Source organism: Myxococcus sp. CA051A, from assembly GCF_013336705.1.
Classification (GTDB): Bacteria; Myxococcota; Myxococcia; order Myxococcales; family Myxococcaceae; genus Myxococcus; species Myxococcus llanfairpwllgwyngyllgogerychwyrndrobwllllantysiliogogogochensis.
In genome coordinates this window covers 21,358-37,883 of the sequence record NZ_JABUMS010000036.1, presented here as the reverse complement: position 1 = coordinate 37,883, position 16,526 = coordinate 21,358, and the positions used below count along the sequence as shown (strand labels likewise).

General features: G+C 63.9%; 15 protein-coding genes. 13 read left to right on the top strand and 2 right to left on the bottom strand.

All coding sequences use genetic code 11. From position 1 onward, the window contains the following. Positions 1-851: 851 nt before the first annotated feature. From HUA74_RS44065 to HUA74_RS44025, 9 genes are all read left to right on the top strand, one after another. A complete protein-coding gene (locus HUA74_RS44065) occupies positions 852-1,082 on the top strand; it encodes a hypothetical protein (protein WP_174459369.1) in 231 nt (76 codons plus the stop codon). Positions 1,083-2,011: 929 nt separating this feature from the next. Then, on the top strand, positions 2,012-2,791 hold the full coding sequence (locus HUA74_RS44060; RefSeq protein ID WP_174459368.1) for a ParA family protein: 780 nt from the start codon (positions 2,012-2,014) through the stop codon (positions 2,789-2,791). Then, complete coding sequence (locus tag HUA74_RS44055) at positions 2,784-3,941, top strand: ParB/RepB/Spo0J family partition protein (RefSeq protein ID WP_174459367.1); 1,158 nt, start codon at positions 2,784-2,786, stop codon at positions 3,939-3,941. The genes HUA74_RS44060 and HUA74_RS44055 overlap by 8 nt, the downstream gene beginning before the upstream one ends. Before the next feature lie 1,055 nt (positions 3,942-4,996). After that, complete coding sequence (locus tag HUA74_RS44050; RefSeq protein ID WP_174459366.1) at positions 4,997-6,319, top strand: type IV secretory system conjugative DNA transfer family protein; 1,323 nt, start codon at positions 4,997-4,999, stop codon at positions 6,317-6,319. After that, positions 6,316-7,221 (top strand): hypothetical protein, encoded by a 906-nt coding sequence (locus HUA74_RS44045; protein WP_174459365.1) that lies wholly within the window; start codon positions 6,316-6,318, stop codon positions 7,219-7,221. The genes HUA74_RS44050 and HUA74_RS44045 overlap by 4 nt, the downstream gene beginning before the upstream one ends. 8 nt (positions 7,222-7,229) lie before the next feature. After that, a complete protein-coding gene (locus HUA74_RS44040; RefSeq protein WP_174459364.1) occupies positions 7,230-8,213 on the top strand; it encodes a hypothetical protein in 984 nt (327 codons plus the stop codon). Between the two features lie 82 nt (positions 8,214-8,295). Beyond that, the gene (locus HUA74_RS44035) at positions 8,296-8,481 is read left to right on the top strand and encodes a hypothetical protein (RefSeq protein ID WP_174459363.1); all 186 of its coding nucleotides are present in this window, start codon (positions 8,296-8,298) and stop codon (positions 8,479-8,481) included. A 1,152-nt stretch (positions 8,482-9,633) separates the two neighbouring features. Next, entirely contained in the window at positions 9,634-10,365 is a 732-nt protein-coding gene (locus tag HUA74_RS44030) for a hypothetical protein (RefSeq protein WP_174459362.1), read from the top strand. 669 nt (positions 10,366-11,034) lie between these two features. After that, positions 11,035-11,463, top strand: a complete 429-nt coding sequence (locus tag HUA74_RS44025) for a hypothetical protein (protein WP_174459361.1) — start codon at positions 11,035-11,037, stop codon at positions 11,461-11,463. On the opposite strand, the gene HUA74_RS44020 is transcribed toward HUA74_RS44025, so the two are convergent. Next, positions 11,445-12,170, bottom strand: a complete 726-nt coding sequence (locus HUA74_RS44020) for a double-CXXCG motif protein (protein WP_174459360.1) — start codon at positions 12,168-12,170, stop codon at positions 11,445-11,447. The two genes, HUA74_RS44025 and HUA74_RS44020, sit on opposite strands and share 19 nt — an antisense overlap. After that, positions 12,171-12,863: a TIGR02269 family lipoprotein gene (locus HUA74_RS44015; RefSeq protein ID WP_174459359.1), complete on the bottom strand. Its 693-nt coding sequence runs from the start codon at positions 12,861-12,863 to the stop codon at positions 12,171-12,173. Between the two features lie 190 nt (positions 12,864-13,053). Here HUA74_RS44015 and HUA74_RS44010 point away from each other — a divergent pair, with 190 nt between their 5' ends. The 4 genes from HUA74_RS44010 to HUA74_RS43995 are packed head-to-tail and all read left to right on the top strand — an operon-like array spanning position 13,054 to position 16,491. Then, positions 13,054-13,263, top strand: a complete 210-nt coding sequence (locus HUA74_RS44010; protein ID WP_174459358.1) for a hypothetical protein — start codon at positions 13,054-13,056, stop codon at positions 13,261-13,263. Between the two features lie 57 nt (positions 13,264-13,320). Continuing rightward, positions 13,321-13,602, top strand: coding sequence for a TrbC/VirB2 family protein (locus HUA74_RS44005; protein WP_174459357.1), 282 nt, complete (start codon positions 13,321-13,323; stop codon positions 13,600-13,602). After that, positions 13,602-13,937 (top strand): hypothetical protein, encoded by a 336-nt coding sequence (locus HUA74_RS44000; protein WP_174459356.1) that lies wholly within the window; start codon positions 13,602-13,604, stop codon positions 13,935-13,937. Before HUA74_RS44005 ends, HUA74_RS44000 begins: the two co-directional genes overlap by 1 nt. Then, complete coding sequence (locus HUA74_RS43995; protein ID WP_174459355.1) at positions 13,915-16,491, top strand: VirB4 family type IV secretion system protein; 2,577 nt, start codon at positions 13,915-13,917, stop codon at positions 16,489-16,491. Before HUA74_RS44000 ends, HUA74_RS43995 begins: the two co-directional genes overlap by 23 nt. Positions 16,492-16,526: the final 35 nt, after the last annotated feature.

Sequence of the window (16,526 nt, the reverse complement as noted above, 5' to 3'; positions counted from 1 at the left end):
AGTCCGGGCGGCCGGGCCCTCAGCCCTAGATGCCGGCTCAGCCCCACGGCTGCTCTCGACCCCATTGCACGCGGGGCCCCACAGCCCCACGCGCAACGGGTCCCCCGGAGCATCCGCGAGGCCCCCCGCCGTCATCCAGGGACCCCCCAGGCCCGTCCGTCCTCCCCCGGGGTTTCCGCGTGCTCGACCTGGCGGCCCGAACGCAGGCGACGAGAGGACCAGCACCAGGCGCAGTGCCGAGAGGAGCGCACGACGTGCCACCGGCTGCGCGCGCTCCAACCCGTGGAGTCCGGGCGGCCGGGCCCTCAGCCCTAGATGCCGGCTCAGCCCCACGGCTGCTCTCGACCCCATTGCACGCGGGGCCCCACAGCCCCACGCGCAACGGGTCCCCCGGAGCATCCGCGAGGCCCCCCAGGCCCGTCCGTCCTCCCCCAGGGTTTCCGCGTGCTCGACCTGGTGGCCCGAACGCAGGCGACGAGAGGACCAGCACCAGATGCAGTGCCGAGAGGAGCGCAGCGTCCGACCGACGACGGACCAACTCCAGACGCCGTGCCGAGAGCCACGCAGCGGCCGACGACGGACCAGCGATGCAGCCCAGTACCTTACGCCAGGGTGCCGTTAAGCAGCACTGGTGCCCAGCGTCCTGCTCGAGGCCGCGTGGCGACGCGTGCCTAAAAACGTCCGCCGCGGGCGCGTTCGGCCGCGCCAGGGATAAAGCCCCCTGTCACGTCCTCCGCCCTAAAGGCCCGCGACGGACAACGGCCCACGCCGCCCCGCTTGAGGGACCCCACGCGCCCCCCCTCTTCCTGCGAGGGGGCGCATGGGGCGCCCTCACCACGACAGGACGCTCTATGTCCCAAGATGCCGTTCAACCGACCCTCGACGAACTCGTGAAGAAGTCTGACAAGCTCGTTGAGAAGCTCGTCGAGCACCGCGAAGCGCTTGACCCCTCCGCGCCCGACTACTCCGAAAGGTGCGAGGCCATTCAGTCAGCCATACACAACATTCGCTACCTCTCCATAATGGCTGTCTTCACTCGTCCCGGCGTTAACCTCCAGGTCATCAACTTCTGCCGCGACTGACACTCGCTTTCAGGCGGGGCTCATCAAGAGCCCTGCCGGTGCGTCCAATCCAAAAGATGAGGTTCGTGGCAAAGCACCGAAAAGCGGACCCAGCACTACATCAAAGGCAGTTGGCCACCGTTGGGAGGGTCGCGCCGCACCCAAAATTATGAGCCCCGCGTGGGCCGGGTGCCCGGCCCACGACTGCCGTCCTCAGAGCCTCCGCCTCTCGCCAGTGCCCATCGGGCCGGCCCCATTCCCCTCCCGTGCCACACCCGCCCGCATCAGGGGCCAAATGCGCGTCGCCTTCTGAACCAGCCCACCAATGCGCAGTGTCTTGACGTGCTTTGGCACGTCAGGTCGACTATCATTCGGATGCCCCGTCGGCTTGGGCATCTGGAGCCATAATGCTATTTGTATGTCGTTGCGTTGGATGTGATTGGGCGTCGCCTTCCAGTGCCGAGAAGGCTCACCACTATGCCTCTACCTCTCACCATGTAACAACTCTCGCTGAATTGCTCAGCGCCGCCGCCGCTCCCAACCCGCCCGCTGCACAGTGGCCGTCCATCCCCTCCCCTTCCGAGGGCATCCCTGCCCTGTTGGTCTATGCCGTCACAGCTCTCGCTCGGACATCGGAGGCTCTGTCAGGTGGGGGGGACACCGCCGCTGACCTTCCTACCCTGCCTGCCACCCTCGGGGACCTGCCGGAGGCATGCGCCAACCTCGCAGCCGAGGCCAACCGGACGAAAAGGGCCGTCATGGCTCTGGCCCTCAAGTGCCAACGCCTCTGACGCACCGTGCGTCCACCAGCCCCACCAGGCCGACCGAGGGTGAGGTTTGCCCGGTTTTGACTTGCTGGGGCACGTCAGAGCATTGACCGCCACCGGACACGGCGCGTATAAGCCCCTCTCGTCTTAAGACCCGCACAAGCGGGGGGAGGGGCTCACCACGTGGTCCGCAAGATTACAGTGATGAATCACAAGGGAGGGGTTGCCAAGACTACGACATCTGTCGAGCTGGCAACTGCGCTAGCTCTGCTGGGCAAGCGGGTCCTCCTTCTCGACTTTGACCAGCAGGCGAACGCTAGCCAGGCGCTCAATCTTCATCCGGAGAACCTCAACGACCAAGTGTCGCGGAGCAAGGATCTCCTCATGGGAGGGCCCTTCTCGCCCGTAAGAGACCATTTGACGCCGGGCCTCGACGTCGTCCCCTCCTGTCTCCCTCTCGCTGCCGTCGAGCGCGCACTGGAGATGAAATATCCAAGTGTCGTCGCCCGCCGCCGGGTTCTTTCGGATGCCCTCAAGCCCCATGAGGCTTCCTATGACTTTATCATTGCCGACTGCCCCCCTGCCTTGTCGCTCATTGTCGACAACTGCCTTGTTGGTTGTCCCGAAATCATCGTGCCCGTCAAGCTCGACCCTCTGTCGTTGAGTGGTGCTCTCGACCTGCACGCCCACGTCACCGAGCTGATTCAACTCAGCCAGCCGCGCCTTCGATTCCTTGGCGCTCTCGGGACGTTCGCAAAGTCTCGGACCACCATGACCAAGCGCATGCTGGAGCGCCTCAGGCACACCTACGGCGCGCAGACCGTGTTTCAAACTGTCATCCATCTGAGGGAGTCGTTTGTCCAAGCCACCGACATGTCACATCCGCTCGGCCTTTGGCGAAAGCGCGACCCGGGTGCAATCGAATACATGAAGCTTGCTCAGGAGGTTATCAGCCGTGGCTAAATCTTCCCCGTCCCCCACAGGGCTTGGCGCCCGTCACGACGCAATGGCGCCGCTCGTAATGCCAACAGGCAATGTCTCAGAACATGCCGCGCAGTTGCTTGAGATTGACAAACTCTCAACCAGCCCGCATCAGAAAATCAAGCGAACTGAAGCACAGTACAAAGAGAAGGCCGACAACATCAGAATCAACGGCCTTCTTCAGCCCATCCTCGTCAGGCCTCGCGAGGACGGGTCCGGATACCTGATTGTCTTTGGCCATACTCGCGTCGGCGCCTTCCGCATCCTCCGCGACGCGGCGCTGGCTGAAGGACGCGCCACCGACGCAGCGAAGTACGAGCGCATTCCGTGCATCGTGCGGATTGGCTTGACGGAGGCCGAAGCCGCAACACTGACCGTCAGCGAGAATATGCAGCGCAACGACGGCACCACGATGGAACAAGCCGCGCAGGTGGCAATGCTCCGCGAGCTACTCAGTGCCGATGCCCGTACTGAGAAAGACCAGGCGCGAATGATTGCAACCCAGGCCGGCCTCGCAGAAAGCCGTGTCTACAGATTGCTCCGCCTGTTCGATGCGCCGCAGCCAATTCGCGCCGTGGTGGAGACGGGGCGGATGGAGTACAGCACGGCACTCGCCTTCATGCCGCTGTGGCGACCACTGCTCGCGCACGTCCGCCCCAAGGCCGAGAAGGAGGCACTCCGCGGCAAGCACGCGGAGGCGGCGACGTCCGAAGACAACGTTGACGGCGCCGACAACGACGCCGATTCATCCGCCCTCAAGGGAATGTCGAAGGGCGCCAGCAGAACCGCGCTCCGGATGGCCAAGGAGCTGCTCTCGGAGTTCATTGCCGGAGCCCTGGACCGGGAGTGGAGCAAGGTGCGAATTGAGAAGGAGGTTGGTCTAAAGGTCGACCGCCTCAAAGGCAAGGCCTCACCACAGGGCAGTGCGGCGGCTTCCGATGGGGAACCGAGCGACGATGCCAGTGCAGGGGGTGCCGAGGAGAAGCGCGGAGACAAGGCCGCATTCCGCGACAAGGGGAATCGGTTCATCGTCTACCCCGAGAACATCGAGACCGCATCCCCCGACGAGCGCACCCAGCTCCTCAAGCGACTTGAGGATCTCTGCGCAAAGATTCGTTCGCAGGCTCACTAGGGAGGGCGCCCAGTTTCACCGGTGAAAGGGCAGAGTGCCGCGCCCAGTTTCACCGGTGAAAAGGCGGGGTAGGGCGCCTCAGTTTCACCGGTGAAAAGGCAGGTCTCGTAAGAAACCTGTTTAAAGCACAAGTGCTTGTTATTACTACGTAATTTGGCATTTGTATTGCGACGTGCGGGTGCGGACCGAGCCTCGGGGGAGGCTTTCTTCCGGCTCCGACCCGTCACCGAAATACGAAATGCGATTATAATTTAATAATTTCAGTGGGTTAGACCACATGAATTTATGCCAGATGGTTGTATCTGGGCCTGAAATCTCCCTCTAATCCCCCTTAGGTCCGGAACAAACCATCTGGCATAAATAGGCGAATGCACTTGGCATTCTTGGGACAGACTTGCCGTGGGAAGCCATGTCCGATACTGACTTGCTTTGGAAGGTCAGAAGGGAAGGGGGAAGTGATGAACGAGTCATCGAAAGAAAAGCAGGCGAAGCTCAATGCGTCGGCTGCTCAGTCATCGGCAGGAGTAGCAATGTTGCTGCTGGGTGTAGTGGTCATCGTCGGATACCACCTGACCCGATTGCCGAATGGGGCCATCCTCAGCGCTCTTACAACTAGTCCAGTGGCAGTCGGAGGGGCAGGCATCATCCTCCTAGGGCTAGTGGGCTGCTTCGGTGCGTTAGACTGGTCTCGGGCCCGTCAACGACACTATGTCCCGCCGTCAATCAGCACTCAGGTTGCTCGTGCTGCTGCCTACGGTGTTGGGCTCACAGGTGGACAGCTCCTAGCAGCTGCCTCGCTCGCTCCTGCGCTCTGGGGGCACCTGACAGCGTGGGGCACATGGAGTGCTGCCCTGGCTATCCTCGTTGTTCCCTACGGCATCCTCGCGTGGTGGTGCTGCCTGCGCCCCAGTCAATGGGTCCACGGTAGCCTCCCGTCGTATCGAGCTGTCGTCGAGGCGCTCTCGGATACCTATGACTTCGTCATTGGCCGTTCCGGCGCGGAGTGGAAGACCGGGACGGGGGACCCGCTCTGGCACATCATCCCGGAGTCCGCGATGTTCGCGAACATCTACTGCATTGGCGGCATTGGCTCCGGCAAGACGTCGGCCGTTGCAAAGCCGTTGATGGACCAGGCCATCTTTAAATTTCGGGGCGACAAGGTCCGCAAGCCCGGCATCTTCGTTCTGGATGCGAAGGGAAATAACGCAAACTACGTGCGGCACCGCGCGAAGCAGGCCGGCCGGGAAGCAGACGTTGTCATCATCAAGCCGGGCGGTGAGTGGAGCTTCAATCCGTTGGGGGAGGGGACCCCGAACGCGTTAGCATCGAAGCTCGTTGCGGCACTCGAAGTCATGAGCGACCAGGAGTCCCACAGCTACTACAAAAAGATGCAGCTGGAGTTCGCGACCGCGACATTCCAAGTCCTCCAGGATGCCCTGGGGGTCGGGAAGTTCTCCATCATGGACCTCTACCGATTCACGACGAACAACGAGTTCCAAAAGAAGATGTTGGACGCCGCGAAGCCGAAAGGCTCGATTGGCTACAACTGGTTCGTCGACCAGTGGAGCCAAGAGAAGGTTGAGGAAAAGCTCCAGCTGACGAAGGGCTTCAGAGCCGACCTCATGAAGTTCGTGCAAGATGACATGGCGCCGACCTTCTGCCGGACCGATGCGAACTTCCCCGGGTGGAAGTCGATAATCGAAGAGGGCCGGATCGTGGTCTTCTCGATGTCGCTGGACAAGTACGGCGCTCTTGCGCGAGCGATGGGCATCTTTACGTTGATCGATTTTCAGTCGCAGATGCTCGCGCGCACGACGCCGGAGTTTCGCGACGCAGGCGGCAACGGCGAGCGCCTGGTCCTGGCGTTTGCTGACGAGGTCTGGGCCTATATGAATCCAGGCATCGCTGAATTCACATCGGTGTCACGCGAGTCGCGGTGCTGCACTGTTGCGCTCCATCAAGGTCTTGACCAGGTCGCGGAGAAGTACCGCGGAACGATTACCGGCAACTTCCGAACCCAGGTCATCCTCGCAGTGAATGACCTGCTGAGCATGGACACTTTCGCGAAGCTCTTCGGGACGCACAAAGTCCTTCGCGCTTCCCGCTCGGAGTCCACTGGGTATTCCGGCGTTGAGAAGGACCTGCTCACCGACCACATGAGCGCGCGCGAAGGAGGGGAGTCACGGTCTGTCTCGGTCTCGTACTCCGAGGTCGACGAGCCGCGCTTTTCGACGGACGATATCCTCCGGCTTCCGCCACGTTCTGCGGTCGTTCAGATGTTCGACGGTGAATTCACCCACCATCCTCGTCTGGTGCATCTTCTCCCGAACTACCGGGAGGAAAACCGCATCGCCCCAGGGAAGGACCCCAAGTTTTGAAGCCGGAAAACGTCATCGCCGTCAAAGTCGCGAACGCGGAGCGCGCCCTCGTGCAGCTCGGTCGCGACCTGCGGTCTGCGATGCCTCCTGGCGTTGAATCCGCAGTAGCGAATTTTGCCGTGCGGATTGCTCATGCCGAGACCGCGAACAACCCTCATCAGCGCAACCGCGCCATCGTCGAGTTTGTTGCGCGACTTGGGCTGGTAGCTACTGACGACCTGGTCAACCGGTTCGTCCGCAACGAAGGCGAGGACCTCTTCGAGGCGACGTCTCGTGGCGACATCATCCTGAAGAGGCTCGCGCTCAACAACTACTTGGCCATGAGGCCCGTCGTCATCGACGGGCTCAACTGGGCCACCGCCGGCACAGTACGAACCGGCCACGGCCCGGCAATTGACGGTATTTTCGCCGCACGAAAGCACGCTCGCGTCGGACGGCACTACTTCACCCGCGCGGTCTACGTGACGCCGCACGCCGCTGCGAGCTTCAACCTCCCGCTTCCGCCGACTCCGCGTGAGCGCTTCGTCGAGCACCACCTCAAAACCGTTCGTGCGCTACTGGAGGTTGAAAAGTCCCTCACGGCCCAAGGGTACCGAGTCATTGCGATGAAGGGCGAAGAAGCACTCATCCGCGAATCCTTTCGCGCAAACCTCACTGGCAGGGCAGGGCAGGGTGAGACGCGAAAAGCTGCTGAGCACTATCCGGACGCGCAGCTTGTAGTTGAAAGCCCAGAGGGGCAGCGCACGACAATTAATGTCGAGTACGTCACCAGCAAGTACACAGATAAAATGATTGCGTCGAAGGCCGCTGCTTTCTCTGGCCCCACTGTGTGGGCTGCGGATAGACCCGGCACCGCTCGACGCATCGAGTCCCTCACCGGGCGCTCAGCGCTCCTGGTCTAGGAGTCACCATGCGTCGTCAACAGCCAGGCCGTCAGCGCTCGCCATACGAACTACCGGAGGACCTCCGCCAGCTCCTGGCGCGTCTGGCGCGTCTGCGCGTCGTCACCGGCCCCCAGGCCTACTGGCTACACGAGCCATTCCGCACCATCAGCACCGCGCCGACCCGTGTCGCTCCGACGAATCGGGCGCGCTCTGAGAGAGCAGCCCTGGCCCGGCTCAACACGCTCGTGAAACATGGCTACCTCGCGCGCGAGCCTGAGAATCCCTCGCTTGGCGCCCGAACGCGCAGCGTCTACCGACTCCGCAACGCTGGCGTCACAGCAGCAGGGGAGGCAGGCAACACATACCTCCTCCAGCGTCCACCGCCCGAGGTGCTCAAGTATCTGCTGCTTCGTAACGACGTCTACGCAGCTGCGCGGGCTGCCGGCTGGCGCATCGCAAGCACCGTCCTAAGCCCCGCCCACGAGCGGCGCTACCTGGAACTTCACGGCGTCTGGACTGCCCTCCGTATGCGCAAGGCATACGAGGCATTGCAGAGGGGCGGTGCCGGCCCGGCGGCGCTCCAAGCAGCGGCGGATGATATCCGCCAGCTCCGCGCGACCCTGCCGACCGCTCTCACGTGGGAGTACCTCTATCGGCAGGACTCCACCGGGGCTCCGGTTGAGGTTGTTCTCCTAGTCGTCGACGACCCTCGCCGTTCGGTTCCTGCGCAGCTCGCGCAGCTGCCGGGCATCGGCTTGGAGGACGCTGGCTTGCTCCTTCGCGATATTGGCTCCACCTACGACCTCTCAACTGGCCTGGTCACCGAGTCGGAGCGCATCGGTCGCTGGCGAAAGCTCCTCGCAGCCCGCTTCCCACCGGCGCGCTATCCGCGCCTGGTCAGCACCTTGAGCGTCCTTCCTGCAATCTGGGCCAACTACTTCGGCACCACCGCTGCACCGCAGCTCTCCCGCCCGTTGCCGCAGAATGAAAGCCTGTCCGTCACCGGATAGACAGGAGCGGTCCATACCACTGAGGGGGGATGGCACCACGCCAGCGATCTCGGCAACGATGACGCACCCTGGAGGCATTCGCATGAACTTCGACGACCTCAAACCTCAGTTCCCCACGACCGCCATTTGGAGCTGCCGCCAGTGCAGTTTTGGCGCGTTCGAAGAGTCGCTCGCGCAAAAGCACAAAGAGCAGACGGGGCACCAGCTCACGCACAGCGCTCTGCCAGGCGCTTCGACCCCCGCCGCGGAAACCGACGAGTCCAACTGACGTGGCTCACGAGAGGACGTGTAGCGATGGCGATGCAGGCCGAGACGGGGCACGAAGGCTGGGCCGTCGGATATGTGCCCCGCCCGGGGACGGAGCTAGGTGCAGGCCTCTTTCGCGAACTGCAATATCCCGCAGACGAGGCAGTGCAGTTTCCGCGCGAAATCGGGGCCGGCTGTGACTGCGGTTGGCGCTCCCCACGCTGGCGGCCCGCGACGCTCGCCAGGTGGGACCCGTTCGAGATGACCGTCAGCCCGCATGATGAAACGCGGGTGCGGCACCTCTGGACTCAGCACGTTGCCGAATACCACCAACGCCGATAATCACACGAATCAAGAGACCCCATGGCCCCGACGACACCGCCCACGACTGAGACAATGGCAGCACTTCATGACGCGCTTGAGGACCTTGGCTGGTGCTTCAACGGTTGGACTTCCGCCCGTGGCTTTGAGGCGGAGCGCTTCAGGGCCCGTAACGATTGGAAATCCAACCGGAACACAGTCACGCCAGCCTCCGTAAGCGACAACATCAGCGCAAGGACGCCGGAGGAACTCATGGCCTTGGCTCGCGACCGTGTTCGAGAGGCCCTTGCGGTGAGCAGGGCATTCACGGGTCCGAGATAACTGGATTCGGCTCATAAGTGCTCGATTTTATTGGTGTCCTATAACATGGATTATGTAAACTACACTTGACTACATGGGGTGTCTTGTGACGCCTGACGAGCAGCGTGAACACGTGCTGGCCGACGAGTTGGAACGGGACGCTCGCGTCATCGCCACTGTTGGCGAACGCACTGCGACTATCACCGGGCTTCGAGCGCCCCCGCTCTCAGGGTCGGCAGCCCAGATTCAATGGGCCCGCAGAATGCGCGCGCTCGAAGTTCAAGGTGCCGTGCAGTCGCTCCTCACGCTCGCTGCGAAACGCCCACTTCCTGCATTGACCGACCTGGACCTGCTCACGGCAGCCGCCGGAATCCAGTCTGTTCTGAGCATGGACGGAACCGAAAAATCGAGTTGGTGGCTGGACCGCCGCCCACGGCGAGGCGACACGCCAGGAACGCTGATGCGGGAGGCAATGATGTCAGTCGGGTTCCGGCCTGGCTGGCCCCTCCCGGACCACCTCCGGGCTACCGTTACGGCCTCCAGGAGCGCCTAAATGCGAATCCTCATTGCCTCCCCCATCCCGCCGGCCACTCGCGCCTATTGGGCGCTTGGGGGCACCGAAGCTGCCTTCGCCGCAATCGACCGCGCCCTCAGCGACGGACGCATGCCCCTTCCTGAAGCGGCGCACATCGTCACCACGTTGCCTCTCGTTGCGCTCGAGGAGGCAGCGGCGCGCACGCGTCACCAGCGGCTATGGGACGCGCTCAACGAGCCCGAATACCAAAATGCTCTCTTCGTCGCGCTGTCCTTCCTTCCCCACCTCGAAGAGACACTGACCCGCGGAGCGGTCCAATACTGGCTCCGCCTGGCGTGGGAAGCTGCCGGGCGGCACCGGCACGCTGTTCCTCCCGACGCCGGGGCAATTCTTGGCAGCACGGAGCTCCATGGCATCACCGATGACCTCCGGCTCCCTCATCGTGCCCTCCACCTTTCGGTGCCACCAACGGCCGGACTCGAACTCGCGGACAGCAACGGTGCTCTGTGGACCGCCACAGACATCCTCCTCGTGGAGGAGCCCACTCCAGCGCGCGTCTGGCGCATATGCCTGGAGGCGCTCACTGCCGAGGGCAGGACGGCGCACATCGTCAACATGGCACTGCCGAGCGGCCTCGCTCTCAACGAGGCTGTAGCGCTCCATGTTGGCGAGCACCGTTGGCACCCGCTCTGGACCTGGACACTAGGAGCCGTCCTGTCGATGGCGCCGCGCCCATCCTCCAGGGCCTGACGACAGACCCGTCCTCACCCTGGACGACCGTCCCACGCTGAGACACAGCTGTGAGTGTGGCTCGCTCTCACGCCACCCGGCACGAGAGCTGCTCTGCGGCAGCGCATGGTCCAGCTCCGTCGCTTCCTGCGCTTCGTTGTCCTCGCGGCTCACTTCGCCGCATGCGGTCCTGTCGACTCAGTCGACGACCAGGTCGCCCCCCCGGTTGACGGTGGCCTTGTGCGTCGGGACGCCGGCACCCAGCCGCCCGTATGCGTCCCCAACTGCTCTGGGCGCTCCTGTGGCTCAGACGGCTGTGGAGGCAGCTGCGGCACCTGCCAGCAGGGCCAGTCCTGCTCGCTGGACGGCCGTTGCTCGAGCGTCCCGCCCGTATGCGTCCCCAGCTGCTCTGGGCGCTCCTGTGGCTCAGACGGCTGTGGAGGCAGCTGCGGCACCTGCCAGCAGGGCCAGTCCTGCTCGCTGGACGGCCGTTGCTCGAGCGTCCCGCCCGTATGCGTCCCCAGCTGCTCTGGGCGCTCCTGTGGCTCAGACGGCTGCGGAGGCAGCTGCGGCACCTGCCCGGCCCGGTCCACGTGCTCCCAGAGCGGAACCGTGTGTGAGTGCACCGCGGGGCACGTCCCCAACCAACAAGGTACAGCTTGCGTCGCCGTTGGCGGCGCCTGCACCGGAGTGTCCCGCTACGGCCACTGCGCCGGAGACACCTGGATCCGGTGCGATGGTGGCCGCGTCGTCACGCTCGGCTGCGGCTCGGGCCAATGCCGCACTGTCGACGCCCAGGGAACCGGCGCGTGCACATGCGGTGGCATCGGCGAGGAAGGCGTCTGCGCGGCGCCCGACGGCTCAAGCTCGTCGACGCCCAAGACGCATTTCACCTGCGCGACCATTCTGGGCGTGCTCGTCGCCGACAACTGCACCGAGGCCACCGGCAACCCTGCTGGATTCTGCTCGACCCTCGTCACGTCCTTCGGCAGCTCGACGGGCTGCTTTTGCGCCCAATGCTCTGCACCTGGCGCGAACAACCAGTGCGCCCCGCTCTGCTCACGGCCGAGCGACTGCCGCTACTACGCGGCCGGCAACTTTCACACGTGTGGATTCTGAGCCAGGGCCCCACCGGTGACGTCCACCGTGACAATCTCCGACTCTTCCAGCTCACGTCCCAACCGTTCGACGACGCGCTCGCTTACGACCACGATGGTCCGGCAGATTCTCGCAAAGTCGACCGTGGGAATTTCATTCAGGCGCATTTCTCCGAAGGGGGGCAGGGGCAGGTCCGAGTACTCGTGACCGCAGGTCCTGCAGGGTTCGCCGGCATCGGCTCCCCAAATGCTCCCGCCAGGCCGTACCTCCAACTCCAGCAGGCCGGCCACCTCCGGCCGTGCCTTGAAGCGTGTTGGGACTGGGATAGTGCCAGTGAGTCCGTTGAGCCGCGCCACCAGGGCCGGCTGAATGAGGAGTATCCACGGCATGTGGATGACCACTGGGGGAAATTTCCCCTTGGCCCTCCCGGTCAACGCGCCAAATCCAGTGCCTGGCTCAACGATGGCTCCGGGGGGCACCAGCGGCAACACTCGCTGCCTCAACTCTACGAATTGCTCCCAGGGCACGCACTGCGCCCTTTCCAACTCGCGCTTCTCAGGCAGGGAGGAGAGGTCAACCGTCGGATAGTCGGAGCCGATAGCAGCCCAGGTCTCCTTGCAGGTCGGGCACTTCACTCCGGGCAACCCCCACTGCCGGTCGAAGTAGAAGCTCCCGGTCCACTTTGACCGTTCCACATCGCGTCGTTCCCTCAGAGCGTAGTAGCGCATTCACTCTCCAGAGGCAGCGGTAACCGCCAGCTTCTGCCAGTACGTCATTGGAACACCGATGAGACCATAGCGCTCGACCATCACTCCGCCATGACGGAAGTACGCCGCGCGCGGCGGCTGCCTTCGCTGACTCTCAATCCACACGCGCCAGTCTTGATTCCATGGTCCGCCATCTTTCCCCGCATGCACCCGCCGATGCTCCGCAACGTCGACGAGCAGCGTGTACTGGTGGATGTCGATGTCGTTCCTGCGGAAGTACGCCTCGAAGGCGCGCGGGAAGATGTGGTGGCGCTCCTTCTCGCGGCGACTCCAATCTGCGATGGCCTTCCGTGCAGCCTTGACGCTCGGGAGGTCGTCCTCTCGGTACCAGGGGATGATGAACACCGGCCGTCGCCCTGGAAGGGGAACAGCTCCGCCCCAGAACCGCTGGATGCGCGCTGTCGCGCCTCCTGCGGCCTGCGCAGGTGGGAATCTCAGTGCATACGGCGGCGAGGCCAGGTCCTCGCAGCGGTAGAGGCCACACTCCTCCTCTCCACAGGAGGGGGCGTAGCAGCCTTCGTCGTTGTCCCCGGCTGATTGCGCGCATGCCTCCGCCGAGTCCTCCAGCAGCTCAAGGACCTCACGCTCGTACGGCGCTCCAGAGGCACACGCCCCAAGCACAGCGCCGCACATCGCCAGCAATGCGAATCTCATGTTGTCCCCCCGCCCGAGCGGCTCACCTCGCCGCCTGGGACAAGGATGCCAGCACCTACCCACTCAGGCCTCAGCACCCAGGGTGCCGGACGTCCACGACCAGACAGCGCCATCCACGCGCCGAGACGGCCTGCGGGTGTGGCTCCCAAGGAGGCATCAACTGGCACGCTAGGTGCCATCGGCAGCCCGCATGTCACCCGACACCCGCGAGGCCCTCGGCTACGCCCTCCAGGCCGCGGAGAACGAGCTACAGCAGGCCGTCCGTGGCCTCGATGGCTCCAACCTGTCCCATGCCCGCTACGCCCGCGCGAAGGCCGCCCACGACCTGGTGACGGTCGCCGCGACAGCCCTTCTGGCCTTGGAGGAAGAGACCTTTGACCCTGGTACTGACTTGCCATAGAACGTCCAACGGACTTGCTTTGGCCCGTCAGGCGTACCACCCCAAGGAGCATCACCCATGAATCGGAAGGCGTCCCTCCGCATTGCCGCTCTCATCCTCACCGCCGAGGCCTCAACGGCCCTTGCTCAGTCGAAAGTGGAGTCAGGAATCCTCAAGGCCGTCCCCATCATGGTCGGTGTTGGCATGGCCCTCGCCACGGTCATGCTCGTGATGGTGGGCTGGAAGTTCGCGTCGGGCGACCCCGCCGCGAAAGACAGTGCCAAGAGCACGTTGGTTGGCGCAGTTTTCATTCTCAGCGCGTCGACCATCGCCGGCTTGCTGAAAAGCTGGTTCTCCTGATGCTCGAAGAAAGCATCGTCTTTCGCCAGCTCGACGCCAGCGGGCGGTTTTCGCGCTTCGCATACGAGGACGCGATTGCGCCGTTGCTGGCGTACTCCGTCACGTACATCTGCGGCGTTCTCTGGGCCGGCGTGCATCAGGGTTACGCGTATGTCGCCCTGGCCTCCACCGCACTCGCAACCTACTGGTTGCGGGTGCGGTTCCCTTCAGGCCTCTTCGGACTCCTCCACTACTTGGTAGCGCCAAAGCACCTCTCGGCGCTTGGCGCTGACACCCTTCTGGCGCCCTACCCGGCGCAGCCACGTCCCAGCCATGCCACTCGCTCCCAAGGTTAGCGAATCAGCTTTTGCCCACTGGCTGCCCTACTGGTGGATTGGCGACGCGGCCATTGTCGCCGTCGACGGCTCCATCACCCTCGGGTGGCGACTCCATGGGGTGGATACGAGCAGCGCCACCGACCACCGGTGCAACGCAATCGCAGGGAACCTCCGCCAATTCATCAACTCATTGCCCATCGGCTACCACGCTCAATTCCTCCGCCGCAGCTCCTCCAACGCCGCGACTGTTGCTGAGCAGTACCTCGAAGCCGCCAAACCTCAGCACCCGCTCTTGCAGGAGCAACGCCGGGCCGGGCACTCCGCTCTCCGCTCACGTGACCTGAGAACGAGCGAGACCTTCCTGCTTCTCACTGCGCCACGGGCACTCGGGCGGCTCGGCGACCACAGCCGTAACGGCGCTGTCCGCCTGTTCGACCGCCTCCTCGGGCGGACGGACCCCGCGTCAGTTGCGAGGGAGGCCCACCTTCTTGCTGTCCGAGGCCTCGAGGAGGGAGCGCCCAACCTCCTTCGCCATCTTGTCTCCACAGGGGCTCGCCTGGAGCGCCTCGACGACAACGGCCTCACGGCGCTCGCCTTCCGTGCCCTCAACCCCGACACGCAAAAGGTTCCGGAGTTGACCGCGGAATTTCCGCCGCCAGAGCTGCCCGCGACGAGTGCGCGCCTCTACCGCGCCCTCAGCCTCCGCGAGCAGCTCGTCCACAGCTCCCTGAGCTGGAGTGCCGACACGATTTTCATGGGCACGCCGCTGAAGCCTCACCGAATCGTCAGCTTCAAAGACCTTCCGCGCAGGACAGTGGTGCAGGCCATCGAAGCGTTCTCCACGTGCCCCATCGACTACCTGCTCACGGTGGACATCACAGTCCCCGACACCGAGCGGAAGTACGAAGAAGTGGAGAAGCGACGTAACCGCGCGCAGGCCATGGCTGCCGGCCACGTGCGCAACGTCCGCGCATCAAACCAAGCGACCGAATTGGAGACGGCCCTCGACGCCGTCACCAAACATGACCAGCGCGTCGTCAGCCTGGCGGTGCATGTGCAGTTCGCCGGGCAAGACCTGGTCGAACTCGACCGCAACACCCGGCTCGTCGCGGATGCATGGGGGAGAATTCAAATCCCGGTCGCGACCGAGTACCAGTCGCAGCTGGACGCCTTCCTCGGACAGCTCCCCGGCAACGGCCAGCGCGCACCCCACCGTCGCACGGTCATCACGTCCAACGCCGCTGACCTGGTGCCCCTCTATGAGCGCTCAGGCGGCTCGCACCGAAAGCTCTTTGTCGCCACCACGCGCGCTGGCGAGGCCTGCGCCGTAGACCTCGCGAGTCCCGCGAAAGACAACTGGAATTTCACGATGTTCGGGGCCTCTGGCTCCGGCAAGTCATTCCTCACGCTGGGGCTACTGACGTCCAGTTTTCTGGGGCTGAACAGCCCCGTCATCATCGTAGACGTTGGCGGGAAAGACCTGGGCTCCTACTACCGCCTCGTCACGCTCCTTGGTGGCGACTTCGTCGACGTCGCCCTGGACGGAGCGACATGCATCAACCCCTGGTTCTCGCGCGAAGACCTCTGGACCACCGACGACGGCGAACCCGCGAAGCAGCCAAACGCCGGCCGCGTGACGTTCATCGTGGGGCTCACGCGCCTGCTTCTCACGGAGGCTGACAGGCCGCTGAGCATCGCGGCGCTCGCCATCATCGAGCGCTGCATCATCACGACGTACAACCGCCTCGGCGAGCAGACTCCCATCTACTCCGACCTAGCGGTCACCCTTGATGCATTCCGTGGCGAAGATGCCGAGGACACTCAGCTCGCTCGGAGCCTCGCCAAGACGCTTCGGCACGTCCTCAGCTCAGCCCGAGCGCAGCTGTTCAACGGGCCAAGCCGCGTCAACATCCGCTCACCGTTTGTGGTGTTCGACATGAAGGGGCTTGAAGCCTTGGAGAGCTTCGGAACCATCATGTTGCTAATCATCTCCAGTTACATCTGGGGCATGTTGAGCCGGCGCCGCTCCGGTGATGGGTGGCTGGCCTGGGTCCTATACGACGAGTGCTGGAAGCTATTGAAGGACCCAACCGCAGCGGGGATGGTGGCCGAGCTGTTCGCCACCATCCGCAAGTTGAGGGGCGGTGTCGGGGCCATCACCCAGAACCTCGACCAAGCACTCGGAGTCCCCGCCGCCGCGAGCATCTTCGCAAACGCCCCGACCACCTTCCTGCTGCGGCATGTGCAGGGGCACGAGCGCGTCTCTAAATTCTTCGACCTGAACCCACGCGAAGGCGAACTCTTCCAGAGCCTCCAAACCGTCAAAGGCCAGTTCTCCGAAGTATTCGCGCGATGGTCCGAAGGCGGCGCGCTCCACTCCAACGTGCTGCGGTTCGCGCCGAGCAGCGTCGATTACTGGTTATTCACAACAGACCCCAAAGACAAGGAGTTAGAGGGGACTGTTCTCGCCAAACACGGCGGGGACCGCCTCTCAGCACTCCGCGAGCTTGCGCGTCTGTACCCGGGGGGCGCCGCACGCGGCCCCCTACCCTCACCGCTGGAGACAAAATGACTGAGCGCCCTACCGTCCTCCGTGCTTTCTCCGTC